Origin of the sequence: Thermoanaerobacter sp. RKWS2, assembly GCF_026240795.1 — a bacterium.
GTDB lineage: Bacteria > Bacillota > Thermoanaerobacteria > Thermoanaerobacterales > Thermoanaerobacteraceae > Thermoanaerobacter > Thermoanaerobacter ethanolicus.
The window spans coordinates 1748465-1763526 of record NZ_CP110888.1; the positions used below are offsets into that span (position 1 = coordinate 1748465).

At 34.0% G+C, this 15062-nt stretch carries 13 protein-coding genes; all 13 read right to left on the reverse strand.

The annotated features are described in order from the left end of the window. Positions 1-2: 2 nt before the first annotated feature. The 13 genes from ftsZ to OEI98_RS09335 all read right to left on the reverse strand — a co-directional run bounded on the left by ftsZ (position 3) and on the right by OEI98_RS09335 (position 15056). Positions 3-1076 (reverse strand): cell division protein FtsZ, encoded by a 1074-nt coding sequence (gene ftsZ / locus OEI98_RS09275; RefSeq protein WP_004402383.1) that lies wholly within the window; start codon positions 1074-1076, stop codon positions 3-5. A gap of 15 nt (positions 1077-1091) precedes the next feature. Then, positions 1092-2318, reverse strand: coding sequence for a cell division protein FtsA (gene ftsA / locus OEI98_RS09280; RefSeq protein ID WP_004402384.1), 1227 nt, complete (start codon positions 2316-2318; stop codon positions 1092-1094). Between the two features lie 25 nt (positions 2319-2343). Continuing rightward, a complete protein-coding gene (locus OEI98_RS09285) occupies positions 2344-2688 on the reverse strand; it encodes a small basic family protein (protein ID WP_003871210.1) in 345 nt (114 codons plus the stop codon). Beyond that, positions 2688-3410: a DUF881 domain-containing protein gene (locus OEI98_RS09290; protein WP_004402385.1), complete on the reverse strand. Its 723-nt coding sequence runs from the start codon at positions 3408-3410 to the stop codon at positions 2688-2690. The genes OEI98_RS09285 and OEI98_RS09290 overlap by 1 nt, the downstream gene beginning before the upstream one ends. 15 nt (positions 3411-3425) lie before the next feature. Beyond that, complete coding sequence (locus OEI98_RS09295) at positions 3426-4139, reverse strand: cell division protein FtsQ/DivIB (protein ID WP_004402386.1); 714 nt, start codon at positions 4137-4139, stop codon at positions 3426-3428. Positions 4140-4196: 57 nt separating this feature from the next. Next, positions 4197-5450, reverse strand: coding sequence for a UDP-N-acetylglucosamine 1-carboxyvinyltransferase (gene murA, locus OEI98_RS09300; RefSeq protein ID WP_074592608.1), 1254 nt, complete (start codon positions 5448-5450; stop codon positions 4197-4199). A 73-nt stretch (positions 5451-5523) separates the two neighbouring features. After that, positions 5524-6618 (reverse strand): undecaprenyldiphospho-muramoylpentapeptide beta-N-acetylglucosaminyltransferase, encoded by a 1095-nt coding sequence (murG, locus tag OEI98_RS09305; RefSeq protein WP_004402388.1) that lies wholly within the window; start codon positions 6616-6618, stop codon positions 5524-5526. 6 nt (positions 6619-6624) lie between these two features. Then, entirely contained in the window at positions 6625-7713 is a 1089-nt protein-coding gene (gene spoVE, locus OEI98_RS09310) for a stage V sporulation protein E (protein ID WP_266037380.1), read from the reverse strand. A 21-nt stretch (positions 7714-7734) separates the two neighbouring features. Then, positions 7735-9099 carry a UDP-N-acetylmuramoyl-L-alanine--D-glutamate ligase gene (gene murD / locus OEI98_RS09315; protein ID WP_019907793.1) on the reverse strand — a complete coding sequence of 455 codons (1365 nt, stop codon included), beginning with the start codon at positions 9097-9099 and terminating at the stop codon, positions 7735-7737. 12 nt (positions 9100-9111) lie between these two features. Then, entirely contained in the window at positions 9112-10062 is a 951-nt protein-coding gene (gene mraY / locus OEI98_RS09320; protein ID WP_019907794.1) for a phospho-N-acetylmuramoyl-pentapeptide-transferase, read from the reverse strand. A 1-nt stretch (position 10063) separates the two neighbouring features. Next, positions 10064-11449 carry a UDP-N-acetylmuramoyl-tripeptide--D-alanyl-D-alanine ligase gene (locus tag OEI98_RS09325; protein WP_003871202.1) on the reverse strand — a complete coding sequence of 462 codons (1386 nt, stop codon included), beginning with the start codon at positions 11447-11449 and terminating at the stop codon, positions 10064-10066. Next, on the reverse strand, positions 11446-12897 hold the full coding sequence (locus OEI98_RS09330; RefSeq protein ID WP_004402393.1) for a UDP-N-acetylmuramoyl-L-alanyl-D-glutamate--2,6-diaminopimelate ligase: 1452 nt from the start codon (positions 12895-12897) through the stop codon (positions 11446-11448). Before OEI98_RS09330 ends, OEI98_RS09325 begins: the two co-directional genes overlap by 4 nt. A gap of 83 nt (positions 12898-12980) precedes the next feature. Next, complete coding sequence (locus tag OEI98_RS09335; protein ID WP_266040643.1) at positions 12981-15056, reverse strand: stage V sporulation protein D; 2076 nt, start codon at positions 15054-15056, stop codon at positions 12981-12983. Between the last annotated feature and the right edge of the window lie 6 nt (positions 15057-15062).

Genomic DNA, 15062 nt, shown 5'->3' on the forward strand with positions numbered 1-15062 from the left:
ATTTATCGTCTCCCTCTTCTTAAAAAAGTAGGTATATCTAAATCATCACTCTCTATAACATTTTCTAATTTTACTTCAGGCTCCCTAGTGTCTTTTTTCTTTGCTGTATCCTTAGATTTTTCATTTCTTTCAAATCCTGTAGCTATAACAGTAATCCTTATTTGGTCCTCTAATGCCTCGTCTATTACTGCACCAAATATAATATTTGCATCAGGGTCTGCAGCTTCATAGATAAAATTAGCCGCTTCATTAACTTCAAATATGGTTAAATTTGGACCTCCTGCAATATTAAGTAATATTCCTCTTGAGCCTTCAATTGAAGTCTCTAATAATGGACTATGGATTGCTTGTTTCGCTGCCTCAGTCGCTTTATTCTCCCCAGAAGCTATACCTATTCCCATATGTGCAAGTCCTGTATTTGTCATAATAGTTTTAACATCAGCAAAATCCACATTTACAAGTCCAGGGACTGCGATAAGGTCGGATATACCTTGAACACCCTGTCTTAAAACATCATCTGCTAATTTAAAAGCATCAATCATTGAAGTCTTTTTTTCAACAACTTGCAATAATCTATCATTAGGAATAGTAATAAGAGCATCTACATGTTTTTTAAGTTCTTCAATGCCCATTTCTGCATGGGCCATCCTTTTTCTCCCTTCAAAGGTAAAAGGCTTGGTAACTACTCCTACAGTCAAAATTCCTAATTCTTTTGCTATTTCCGCCACAACAGGAGCAGCTCCTGTTCCTGTGCCTCCTCCCATGCCAGAAGTGATAAATATCATATCAGCACCTTTTATAACTCGTTCTATTTCTTCTCTAGATTCTTCAGCAGCTTTTTTCCCAATTTCAGGGTTTGCTCCTGCTCCTAACCCTTTTGTTAATTTTTCACCAATTTGTATTTTTATTTCAGCTTTCGATAAATAAAGAGCCTGCTTGTCTGTATTAATTGCAATAAACTCAACACCGCGAAGGCCAGCATCAATCATTCGATTTACAGCATTTCCGCCTCCACCACCAACTCCTATTACTTTAATAGCAGCAAATTGTTCCATATCAGTTTCTATACCTATCACAAAAAACCCTCCTCTTTACGCCCAAAAATCGCTAAATATTTCTTTGAGTTTATCAACTAATTTAGAACTCTTTTTCTCTTTTTTATCAGTCGGTTGGACATTATGCATAAACCTCTTATTGTTATATACATATTTTACCACTCCTACCCCTGCCGAGTAAATAGGAGTTGCTACTCCGATATTTTGCGGAGAACCAATGCGAATGTTTCTATTAAAAATTTTTTGTGCCAACTCTATATTTCCCTTTAAAAAGGAAATGCCTCCACCTGTTATGACTACATTTGTAACAATGTCTTCCAGAACTTTTGCTTCTTCCAATCTCTCATACACAAGCATTAAAAGTTCAGAAACCCTCGCTTCTATTATATCAGATATTTCATTTACATCTGTAGCTGATTTGCTTTTACCTGCTAAACTAGCAATTTTAATTGGTTCCAGCTTTTCAGGGGATAATTTTTCTAAAGTTCCATATTTCTTCTTTATATTTTCGGCTTCTTCAAAAGAAATCTTTAACCCTATAGATAAATCGTTTGTGATATGCCATCCACCGACTGCTATCATAGATGAATAAATAAGGCTGCCATACTTAAAAACAGAAATATCAGTCACTCCTGCACCCACATCAATTAATGCAACCCCCAACTCTTTTTCATCTTTTAAAAGTACTGCTTCGCCCGTAGCTAAAGGGCCTACAATTATTCCCTCTACCTCTAACCCTGCTTTTTTAACGCACTTTTCCATATTTTGAATAGCGGTAACACTACCTGTTACTATAGCGGCATTTACCTCTAACCTTATACCCGCCATTCCAACAGGGTCTTTTATTTCCCCATACCCATCCACAATATATTCTAATGGTATAACATCGATAATTTCTTTATCAGAAGGAATAGCAATGATTTTAGCAGCTTGTAAAACTCTATCCACATCTTGTTTTGTTATTTCTCTATCTTCTCTCGATACTGCTACTACTCCATTGTTTTTATATATAGTCGTCAACCCTCCATATATTTTCAAATACACAGAGGATATTTTTTGGTTGGCCATTCTTTCCGCTTGCTCCACAGACTTTTTTATAGAATAGGCAGTTTCATCTATATCTACAATAACCCCTTTTTTAACCCCATAACACGGATAATAGCCAATCCCAACAATATGCAGTTCTCCATTTTTATCCCCTTCTCCAATAATTGTACATACTTTAGATGTGCCAATGTCTAAACCAACTATTAAATCACCCATTATCAAATCCTCCTTCAGGAGACTGCTATCTTTTTCGCATCTTGTCTATCAGATATCTCCTTATATATGCAAAATTGACAAATAGCCTGCTTCCAAATACAAAAATTGCCGCAAGATAAATAGGAACTCCTAACACATCTCCAATATAAGCAAGGCCTCCTGCCAATATCGCATTGCCAAAAAAGCCAGTTATAAAAATAAGATTATCAAACTTCTCTTCAAGACTAGCTCTAATACCACCAAAAACTGAATCCAACGCTGCAAGAATAGCAACAGATAAATAAGAAACATAAGTGCTGGGGATATTAATTGGCAAAATAAAACCTATCACTATTCCTATTAATAAACTAACTATTATAATATAAGCCATTACTTGTTCTCTCCTTCAACTAAAGGTTTTGCATATCTAAACTTTATCACTCCGTCATATTTTTTAATCAATATATTGTCCGATTTTTTGATATTTACCTCTATTCCCCAAGTAGCTAAAGTATCTACTACTCCACCCTTTAGCTTAAGAGCAGCCTCTAATGTATCAGGGTCTCCAATAGCCTTTATGACATACGGCGCAGAAAAACGCACAGAATTTACATTTACTGTAGGACCAACGCACCTAATTTCTGAAGTAGCAATTAATCTTTGGTCATTTAAAGATATGGCCTCCGCTCCTGCCGCTCTTAGCTCATTTACAACTCGCAATAAGTCCTCATCGTGGACCAGAAATAAATTAGGGTCTTGTCCTGGGGGAACGGCTTGTTTGCTATCATTTATAGTTACAATTACTCCTGGACCTTGAAGGTCAGTCAGTCCTGCTAATTCTTTATATTTTTCTACATCATTTTTCAAAGTTTGAGTAATTACGCTATTCTTGGACGCAGAATCTTCGTAAGCATTTATTTTTGCTTCTAAATCATTAATCTGTTTTAGAAGAGCATCTTTTTCTGACTGCAGTTCCTTTAATTGAGCTGCCAATTCTTCTGCTCTCTGCACAGTAACTACGCCGCTTTTTTTTACTATTTTAAATTGAGTAGAAAGCATTATTCCTAATACTATTGAAACTAAAGCTACGGAAATATATACACTTTTTTTCATAAGTACCCCCATCCTCTATGGCATAAATACTGGATTGCTGTCTCCAATAATTTGAATTGTACCTTTATGATACCCTTTTTCAACCAAATCTTTTAATATTAATTCGGCAAATTTGAAAGAATAATTAATATCAGAAGGATTGTCAAAAGATATATCTATGCCATTTTTTGTAACTAATATAATTTGTCTTTCATTCATATATTTTATAACAGAACAAAAATCAGTACCTTCTATGAGTTCTAAAAGCGTTCCCAAATAACTTTTTTCAAAAATATCATTCAACTTTTTGCCAATTTGATATTTCTCAACTTTTATTCCTTCTATAACAGGAAGTTCAGGGTTATAATCGTCCTTTTTTATTACCACTCCTTCTTTATCTATCATTAAATAGTCTTTTTGATATTTGACTTGTGCAACTATTTGTCTTTCTTTTATAAATATTTCTACAGTATCAGGATATTGAATTTTTACTTTGCTTTCTTTTATATAGGGGTTAGCAAGTAAATTACTTTCTATTTTTTTAGGAGTAACTTTAAAAATATTCATTCCATAATCTATCATAGCCAACTCTTTAATATCATTATAAGATAAAATTTGATTGCCTACAACTTTTATAGTTTTAATCTCAAAATAATTTGATTGAAACATAAAAAGGTAAAGCAAAACTATAAATACTAGCATCACAAACATAAATATTAAAAACCGCTTCTTAAAAGCCCTTTTAACCATTAAACCATCCCCTGCTTGTACTTTTCTTTCGCATATGTAAAACAGCATGACGCTGTTTTACATTATTCTTACAATATCCCCTCCCACACTTTTTAAAGCCTTTTCGATTGATTCATATCCTCTATCAATGTGTTCTGCTTCTTCTACTATTGTAGCACCTACTGCCCCCAAACCTGCAATAATCAAAGCAGCTCCTCCCCTTAAATCTCTTGCTACTACTTTTGCACCCATTAGCTTCTCAACACCACGTATTACCGCTACTCTTCCATCCACTTTTATATCTGCTCCCATTCGTATAAGTTCTTCTGTGTATTTAAATCTATTATCAAATATTGTCTCCGTAACAATAGATGTCCCATCTGCTACAGATAAAACCGAAACCATCTGAGGCTGCAAATCTGTGGGAAAGCCAGGGTATGGCAATGTAACAATCATATCTACTGCTTTGGGGCGCTTATCGCCTATAATTTTTATATAATCATTTCCAGCATGTATTTCGCATCCCGTCTCTCTCAATTTTGACAGCAATGGTTCTAAATGTTCTTTTAAAGCATTTACTACTGTTAATTCTCCTCGTGTCATCGCCGCAGCACAAAGATAAGTACCTGCAACAATTCTATCTGGAATTATGGTGTATTCCGCATCATGCAATCTTTTTACTCCTTCTATGATAATCGTGTTAGTACCAGCTCCTGATATTTTCGCCCCCATAGAGTTTAAGAAATTCTGCAAGTCTTCTATTTCCGGTTCTTTTGCCGCATTTCTAATGATGGTAATACCTTCTGCAAAAACTCCCGCCAACATAATATTTTCTGTAGCTCCTACACTAGGAAGGTCTAAGTGAATTTCATTTCCTCTTATCTTCCCACCTTCACATTTAATATATCCATAAGACTCTTCAATTTTAACTCCTAATCTTCTCAAACCCTTAAGATGTAAATCTATAGGTCTGTGTCCTATATCACAACCTCCTGGAAAACTCATCAAAGCTTTTTTGTTTCTTGATATTAAAGCCCCCATCAAAAATATAGATGACCTCATGGTTCTCATTAAGCTATCAGGTATTTCACTATCTTTTACATCCCTTGCATCTACAATAATATCTCTGCCTTTAAAAGTTATCTTACACCCTAAATGTTCTAAAATTTCTATCATTGAATAAACATCTTTTAATTTTGGACAATCATGTATTACAGAAATCCCTTCATTTAAAATTGATGCTGCAAGGATGGGTAAAACAGAATTTTTAGCGCCATTTACCTTTAACTCACCATACAGCCTGTTCCCTCCATTAATTTTAAATTTCCCCATCTTATCACCCCTAAATTTAATACAGCTTACACCATATACTATGCATAAATAAGATGGGGTGTTACATAAGGTATTAAGTTATGCTTTTTATAAGCTTGTATATCTTCTCCGCAGCATCAATTTTAGAAATTTTTCGTGCATTATCTCTCATTCTAGAGAGTACTTGAGGATTATCAAGAAGATATTTGATTTTTTTGTACAATTCTTCTGCTATCAAATCCTTCTCTAAAATAACATAAGAAGCTCCGGCTTTTTCTAACACCCGGGCATTATACTCTTGGTGATTATTAGCAACATAAGGAGAAGGAATCAAGATTGAAGCAACACCTTTTGCAGTAATTTCTGCCAAAGTAATAGCACCAGCCCTACAGATTATAATGTCTGCAGCAGCATATACATCCTGCATATTGTGACAATAAGGAATTATTTTAACTGTTTCATCTATGTTTATAGTTTCAGTTTTAACTTTTTCCAACACTTTTTCATATTGATTAGCTCCTGTAATTATTAAAACTTGCAGGTTTTTATCCTTTTGCTTTAAAAATTCTACCATTGTAAAATTTATTTTTTCTGCTCCTCTACTTCCCCCTACTGATACTATTAAAGGTTTATCAGAATAAAAACCCAAATTTTTTAAACCTTCCTCTTTAGTAACTTTTAGCAATTCTCTTCTAATTGGATTACCTGTTACCACAACTTTTTCTTTATTTTTAAAATATTTAACTGATTCTTCAAAACTTACCGCTACTACCTTCACAAATCGTGATAGTACCTTATTTGTAAGGCCTGGAAAAGCATTTTGTTCATGAATCAAAGTAGGTATCCCTTTTAAAGCCGCCATCATTAAAACAGGACCACCAACATATCCCCCTGTTCCAATTACTACATCTGGTTTAAATTCTTTTAAAATATCATTTGCTTCCTTAAGCCCCACCATTGCTTTATAAATAGTTTTTAATGTATCCAATGATAATTTCCTTTTAAATCCTTGCACAGTAATTGTCTTTAATTCAAAACCTTCTCTTGGTACCAATTCATTCTCTAAACCTTTTTTTGTACCTACAAATAAAATTTGAGCATCTTTTTCATTTTTTAATATTTCCTTAGCAATGGCTATGGCAGGATAAATATGTCCTCCAGTACCTCCACCAGCAAACAAATATTTCAATTATCATCAACTCCTATCTAAATTTGCAGATCGTGAAATATTTAATAGTATTCCTACTCCTGCCATCATAATAACAGTAGAAGTACCTCCATAACTTATAAAAGGAAGAGACACCCCTGTAGGTGGCATAGAAGAAGTTACAACCGCAACATTTATAAGTGTTTGAACTCCTATAAGACTTGTAATTCCTGTAGCTAAAAGACATCCAAACATATCTGGAGCTTTTGCAGCCACTCTCAAACCTCGCAAAATAAGGTATAAAAACATCAAAAGTATAGTGACTGTACCAACAAGTCCTAATTCTTCTCCAATTATGGAAAATATAAAATCATTGTAAGGCATAGGCAGATACATAAGTTTTTGCCTGCTTCCTCCGAGTCCAACTCCAAATAGTCCTCCCGAGCCTAATGCATAAAGGGATTGTACGATTTGATATCCAGATTTTTGAATATCCTGCCACGGATTTAAAAATGTAAATACCCTTTCCCGTATATACTTAAAAGATGAAAAAACAACGATAGCTGCCCCAATTCCTGCTCCAAATAAAGCTCCCATAAAAGATAATTTAGCACCTGCTACAAAGAGAATTATTACAGCCACAATAAATATAATACCAGCTGTACTAAAATTAGGCTGTAACATTATAAGGCCAAAAAGCAACCCTGCCAATCCTAAGACAGGCATAACTCCCTTTTTGAAACTCTTTGCATAATCGGGATGTTTGTCAAAATATTTTGCCAAGTATATAATAAGAGCATATTTTGCCAATTCAGAAGGCTGGATTGTAAAGCTTCCAACTCCTAACCATCTGGTCGCATTATACCTTTCAACTCCTATTCCAGGAATCAAGACTGCAATAAGCAATCCAATCGAAATAATAAGTAAAGGACCAGCTAACTTTTTTAAAATAGTGTAATCAAAATTCATCATAAAAACCATAGCAAAAAAGCCCAATATTACCCATAACAATTGCCTTTTTAAAAAATAATAGGCATCATTATACATATACTCAGCACTGGCAGAACTAGCACTAAAGACCATAATTACACCAATGGAGACTAGTATTAAAACTGTGAGTAAAATGCCATAATCCACAGGGTACTTTTTTTCATTATTTTACCTCCTCAACTCTGCCACTGCCTTTTTAAAGATTCTTCCCCTCTCTTCAAAATTCCTAAACATATCCCAACTGGCACAAGCTGGTGATAAAAGTACACTATCTCCCTCTTTCGCACTTTCATAAGCTTTTTTAACAGCTTCTTCTAAGGTACCAGCAAAAAGTATGTCATCCTCAGGATAAGAATACTTCCTTGCAGTATCTCTGATTTTTTTTGCAGTTTGCCCTATCAAAATCAATTTCTTTACTTTCCCATTAAAGGCTTTTACAAACTCATCAAATTCACTACCTTTATCATAACCACCAGCAATTAAAACTATAGGGGTTTTTAAGGCCTGTATTGCTTTAATTGAAGCGTCTGGGTTAGTCCCTTTAGAATCGTTATAAAATTTTATACCATTTATTTCATCAACAAACTCAATCCTATGTTCTACACCTTTAAAAGTTTTTAAAGTATTTGCAATAACATCTGCACTAATTCCTGAAAGATATGCTACTGAAGAAGCGGCCAATGCATTCTCTAAATTGTGTTCTCCGGGAATATAAATTTCCTCTATGTCAATAATTTTTTCAGCATTTCCATTAACACTTATATAAATACTTCCATCTTTTACATATGCCCCATTTTCTAATAAACTTTTTCTACTAAAAGGAAAAACTCTGCATTTAGCCTTATTTTTTAGACTCCAAGTAACAGGGTCATCGTAATTGAGAACAGTATATTCATCTTCTCGTTGATTTTCAAAAATTCTTCCTTTTATATCCCTATAATTTTCAAAGGTTTTATGTCTGTCTAAATGATCAGGAGTAATATTTATTATACAGCTTATTTTAGGTTTAAACTCTTTTATAGTCTCTAATTGAAAGCTGCTAATCTCTGCTACTATGAAATCCCCCTCTGTCGCTTCCATGACAGCATAAATAAGTGGATAACCTATATTCCCAGCAACATATACCTTTCTCCCTGCATTTTTAAACATTTCGCCTAATAAAGAAGTAGTAGTTGTTTTGCCATTTGTACCTGTAATTGCATAAATAGGAGCTTTAGAAAACCTATATGCAAACTCCACTTCTCCCAATACTTCAATTTTCTTTTCTTGTGCTGTTTTTACTATATCCGAATCAATAGGAACACCTGGACTTAAAACGACCAAATCTATGCCTTCTAAAAATTCCCTTTTGAATTTACCAAACCTAAAATCTATGGACAAACTTTTAATTTCTTCTAAATTTTCTTTTAATACATCATATTCTTTTCCATCATAAGCTATTACTTTCGCTTTCAAGCTGTCCAACACTTTACACAAAGCTATTCCGCTAACTCCTAAACCTGCCACAAAAATTTTTTTACCCTTTAGCTCCATAATTTGCACTCCTTAGCTTAAACTATAAAAAGATATAAACATAGCAATTAGAGTAACAATCCAAAAAGCGTAGACTACATTTTGTTCTTGCCAACCTGACAATTCAAAATGATGGTGTAAAGGACTCATTTTAAAAACCCTTTTACCAAACAATCTAAAAGACAATACCTGAATAATCACTGAAAGAGCTTCAGCCACATAAATAATGCCTAATAAGGGCAAAATCAAGGGCAATTTAGTCAAAACCGCGGCAGTAGCTATAGCTCCTCCAATAGCTAAGGAACCAGTATCTCCCATAAAAACCTCTGCAGGATGACGATTATACCTCAAAAATCCTAACAATCCTCCTGTCAAAGCAGCGCTAAAAGCTCCATAAGTTATATTATTTAAAAATAAAGCTGTCATAGTGAAAAAAGCCATAACAATAAAAGATACACCAGCTGCTAATCCATCAAGCCCATCTGTCAAGTTTACACTGTTTACTGTTCCAACTATTACAAAAACCATAAAAGGAATATATAAATTGCCAAGGTCAATAGTAGTTTTTAAAAAAGGAAAAATCACTTCTGTTCCCACATATTTTTGAGCAAAATATGAAATGATTGTCGCAAGTAAAAACTGTCCAATAAGTTTTTCTCTCGCTCTCAAACCTAGAGGCCTTTTAAAATAAACCTTTAGAAAATCATCTGCAAATCCTATTAAACCATATCCCAAAAAACCTAATAACAAAATAGCTAAATATTTGTTCCAATGAGAAAAAATTAAAGTAGAAATAACTGTGGCTGTAATAAACATTATTCCCCCCATTGTAGGGGTTCCAGATTTTTTTAAATGGCTTTTAGGCCCATCTTCTCTTACTTTTTGCCCAAATTTTAATTTTCTAAGATAAGGTATAAAAAGAGGACCAGACACCAAGCTTAGCACAAAAGCAACAACTGTAGCCAAAATTATCTTTTGTAACATTTTACTTTACCCTCTCCTGCAAAAATTGTACTATTTGTTCCATTTTCATACCTCTTGAACCTTTTACTAAAATTGAATCCCCTTCTTTGATAATATCTTTCAAAATTTCATTAACCTCTTCATTAGTGTTACAAACAAAAATATTGTTCCCTTTCATCCCACAAACCTTGGATTCTTCTGCAATATATTTCGACATATCACCAGACGTTATCAAAATATCTATATGGCTATCTGCCACCAATTTTCCTATTTCTTTGTGTGCTTCTACTGCATACTCACCTAATTCCAGCATATCTCCTAAAACTGCTATTTTTCTCTTAGCAGGTAAATCCCTTAATACACTTAAAGCTGCTTTCATAGAATCCGGATTAGCATTATATACATCGTCAATAATTTTTATATCACCTATTTCTATTATATTGAGTCTCCTTTTGCCTGGTTGAAAATCTTTTAAAGCCTCTGCCATGTCCTCTACATTAATGCCAAACTCTAATCCAACACAAATAGCAGCAAGAGAATTGTACACATTATGAATACCAGGAATCGAAAGCTTTATTTCTTTCTCCAAATTTTTATATTTTAAAGTATATTTTATATCTTTTTCTCCTTTTTCTATATCGCAAGCTTTAATTTCTCCACTTTTTATACCATATCTGTAATACTTACTTGAATACTGCAGAGGAATTTTTGATAGCATATCATCATCTGCATTTAATACAATCACATTTTCCTCTTTAAAATTTTCAATTAACTCAGTTTTTGCTTTTAATATATTTTCTCTTGAGCCTAATTTTTCGATATGAGCAACTCCTATATTTGTAAAAACTGCTACTTGAGGCTCTGCAATATTCTTTAGCCTCCTAATTTCTCCAAAACCACTCATTCCCATTTCCACTACCGCAATCTGATGAGTATCTTCCAAATTAAAAATTGTCAATGGCAAGCCAATTTCATTATTAAAATTTCCCTCTGTTTTCAAAACTTTATACTTTTTAGACAATATTTGTGCAATCATATCTTTCGTAGTAGTTTTTCCACTGCTACCTGTCACAGCAATAAAAGGAATATTGAATTTTTTTCTATAATAAGAAGCAATTTTATGCAAAGCTTCTAAAGTCTCATTAACGTAAATGACATCAACTGAAAAATCTTTCAAACACTCTACATTTTCCAACCTCGCAGTAATAACTGCAATAGCACCTTTGTCTATTGCATCTTTTACGAAATCTTCTCCATCGTATTTTTCCCCTTTCAAAGGGATAAATAATTCATCTTTTTTGACTTTTCTCGAATCAGTTGAAATTCCTATTACTTTATCCTTTAAACTTCCTTTTATCAATTTTCCCTCAGTAGCTCTTACAATTTCATCTATTAAAAGTTCCATCATCTATTACCGCCTTCAGACAAAATTTCTTTAACTATTTCTCTCTCATCAAAGTGAATAACCTTATCTCCTATAATTTGATAAGTTTCGTGTCCTTTACCTGCAAGTATTATTACATCGTCTTTTTGAGCATTAGTCAGAGCGTAGCTTATCGCTTCTTTTCTATTTTCTATTACAACATAAGGGCAATTAGTCTTTTTTATGCCTTCCTCAATTTGTGAAATTATTTCTCTTGGGTCTTCCGAACGAGGATTATCCGAAGTCAAAATGCAAAAATCCGCATACTTCCCTGCAACTTCTCCCATCAAAGGCCTTTTAGTTTTATCCCTATCTCCTCCAGCACCGAAAAGAAGTATTTTTCTTCCAGTTTTATATTCCTTCAATGCCTCCATTATATTCTGTATTCCGTCAGGAGTATGGGCATAATCTATAATCACATAAAAGTCTTTTCCTGTCTCCACCAGTTCAAATCGACCTTTTACTGTGACCTGACTTAAAGCTTCTCTCACACTTCGCAAAGAAATACCAAGAAAATCAGCCACTGTAATGGCAGCTAAAGCATTGTAGACGCTAAAAATTCCTGGAATTTTTAATGAAATCTCTTCTTTTTTATCTTCAATCTGAACTTTAAACTTTACACCATCTAAACTATTCCTAATATCCTTTGCCATAACATAAGCAAAATCTTTTATACCATAAGTCAAAACTTTTGCTTTAGAACTCTCAATCATCATAGAAGAGTATTTATCATCTATATTGATGACCGACGCACTCTTCGCCATCTTGAATAACTTACTCTTTGTCTTAGCATACTCTTCCATGTTCTGGTGAAAATCTAAATGGTCTTGGGATAAGTTGGTAAAAACTGCTATATCAAATTCACATTCGCCTACTCTATTTAATGCTAAAGAATGAGATGATACCTCCATAACCACATACTTAACACCTTTGTTCACCATAATGCTAAAAAGCTCCTGCAAATCCAATGATTCAGGTGTGGTATGTACAGAAGGTATCACTTCATCCCCTATCATATTTTGTATAGTCCCCACTAGGCCCACTTTATTATTTTGCCTTTCTAAAATCGCTTTTAGCATATAAGTAACAGAGGTTTTGCCATTTGTTCCTGTTACACCAATTAAAGTAAGTTTGCTGGTGGGGTTATTGTAAAAATTAGAAGCTATTTTTGCCATGGCAGCTCGAGCATCTTCTACTAATACTGTTGTAATTCCGGGATATTCTTTTATTTCCCTATCTGTAACAACAGCAACTGCCCCATTTTTAATAGCCTCTTCCACATAGAAAATACCATCGGTTTTAAACCCTTTTATAGCGATAAATAAATATTTATTTTTAGATTTACGGGAATCGTAACACACCCCACTGATGTCTATATTAGGATCTCCTTTTATCTCGCAGTTGACTCCTTTTAAAATATCTATAAGTTTCATGTTAGGCCTCCTCACAAAAATATCTAAAAAGCATACCACCACTAAATAGTATAGCACAATTATAGATTTTGCATAGAGGAAGTTTAATTTTCCTTAGGCCTAAACTCCACTTCTACAGTTTCACCTTTTTTCAAAATCGTACCTTCTTTCGGACTTTGATTTACAGCAAAACCACTGCCTTTTATTCTTATTTTAAGTCCTAAAGAATTTAGAATTTCTGTAGCTTCTTTTACGCTCTTACCAGTTAAATCAGGAACTACTACTTCTTGTATTTTTTCAGCATTTAAGTACAAAATAACTTGTGTGTTTTCTTCTACAATTGCTCCTGGTTTAGGCATTTGGTCAAAAACGGTATCTCCATTTCCTTCTATTATAAAATTAAGCTTATTCGACAAAATAATGTTTTCTGCTTCATAAAGTTTCATATTCCTCACATCCGGTACCACAACCGATGCAGGTTTTTCTATTCCTCTTGGCTGTACTTCCAAATATCTTAAGGTATCTTCTAAAATGCTCTTTACTACAGGTGCAGCCAATTGGCTTCCAAAATGGGTTTCCGGATTATTAGGCTCATCTATTACCACCAACACAATAACTTTTGGATCCTCCGCTGGTGCAAAACCTATAAAAGATGCCACATATTTGCCTGGCATATATTTTTCTGTAGTACCAGTCTTTCCAGCTACATCAAATCCTTCAATATATCCTGCTTTGCCTGTTCCCTCTGACACTACACTTTTTAGTATTTCTCTCATTGTAGAAGAGGTCTGTTCAGAAATGACTTGCCTCACTACTTTTGGTTTAAATTCCTTCACTACTTTTCCATTTGAATCTACAATTGATTTCACAATTAGAGGTTGCATCAATTTTCCTCCATTGGCTATTGCGGAGACAGCAGTAATCATCTGAAGAGGCGTCACAGCAATACCTTGCCCAAAAGAATTAGTGGCTAACTCAACAGGCCCAACACTACTTTCTGCCAATACAAGACCTGGAGCTTCACCAGGAAGAAGTATTCCTGTCCTTTGTCCAAATCCAAAATCATGTATGTATTTATAGAGTTTTTCTACTCCTAGCCTTTGTCCTAACGTCACAAAAACTGCGTTGCAGGAATTTTGAACACCTTGAACAAAATTTTCACTGCCATGGGTAGCCCAGCAATTTATTCTATGTCCAGAAACTATAGTATAGCCCGGACAATAAAACTGTTCATTAAGACCTACAAGTTTTTCTTCTAAAGCTGCAGAAGCAGTAATTGTCTTAAAAACAGAACCAGGTTCATAAGAATCAGAAATAGCTTTATTTCGCCAAGCTTTATACCATTCCTCCTGCGGTCCTTCAAAAGGATTATTAGGATTAAAATTTGGTCTATTAGCCAAAGCCAATATTTCCCCTGTTTTGGGGTCCATAACAATGGCTACTGCTCCTTTTGAAGGCTTAGAATGAACCATCGCTTGGTTAAGAGCCTTTTCTGCAAAATGCTGAATAGTTTCATCTATTGTAAGCACTACGTTATAACCTGGAAGAGGTTCAAAATACTCATCCTCTCCCACATCCATCTTTCTACCTATAGCATCCATTGGAGTAGAAATTCTTCCCGGAATACCTCTTAAAAAGTTGTCAAATGCTAATTCAATACCATCTAAACCTTGGTTGTCAATTCCAGTAAAGCCCAAGACATGAGATGCAAGAGTATTATTTGGATAAAATCTTTTCATGTCCTCAGAAATTATTATTCCATCTATATTAAGCTTTCTTATCTCTGCTGCCTTTTCGTCATCAACTTGTTTAGCAATTAACACTTCTTGTAAGTTTTTATTAGAAATCTTTTGAAGAACTTTTCCTTTATCTAAATTTAATATTTGGGCTAAAGCTTCAGCTACTGCTTCTCTTTGAGAATCAGGTATTTCTTTGGGGATAACACTTATTTTATTAACACTTATATTTTCTGCTAATACTTTGCCATTTCTATCAAATATATTTCCCCTTTTGTCGCTAACAGATACGTCTAAAGTCCATTGAGGAAGTGCCATCTTTTGATATTCTTCACTTTTTACAACCTGTATCCAAAAAAGTCTAAGTATAAGTCCAAAAACTACTATAGAAGATAAAAAAAGTAAAAAAAGAATTCTTCTCTTTACAGATATGGTTGGATATATTTATTA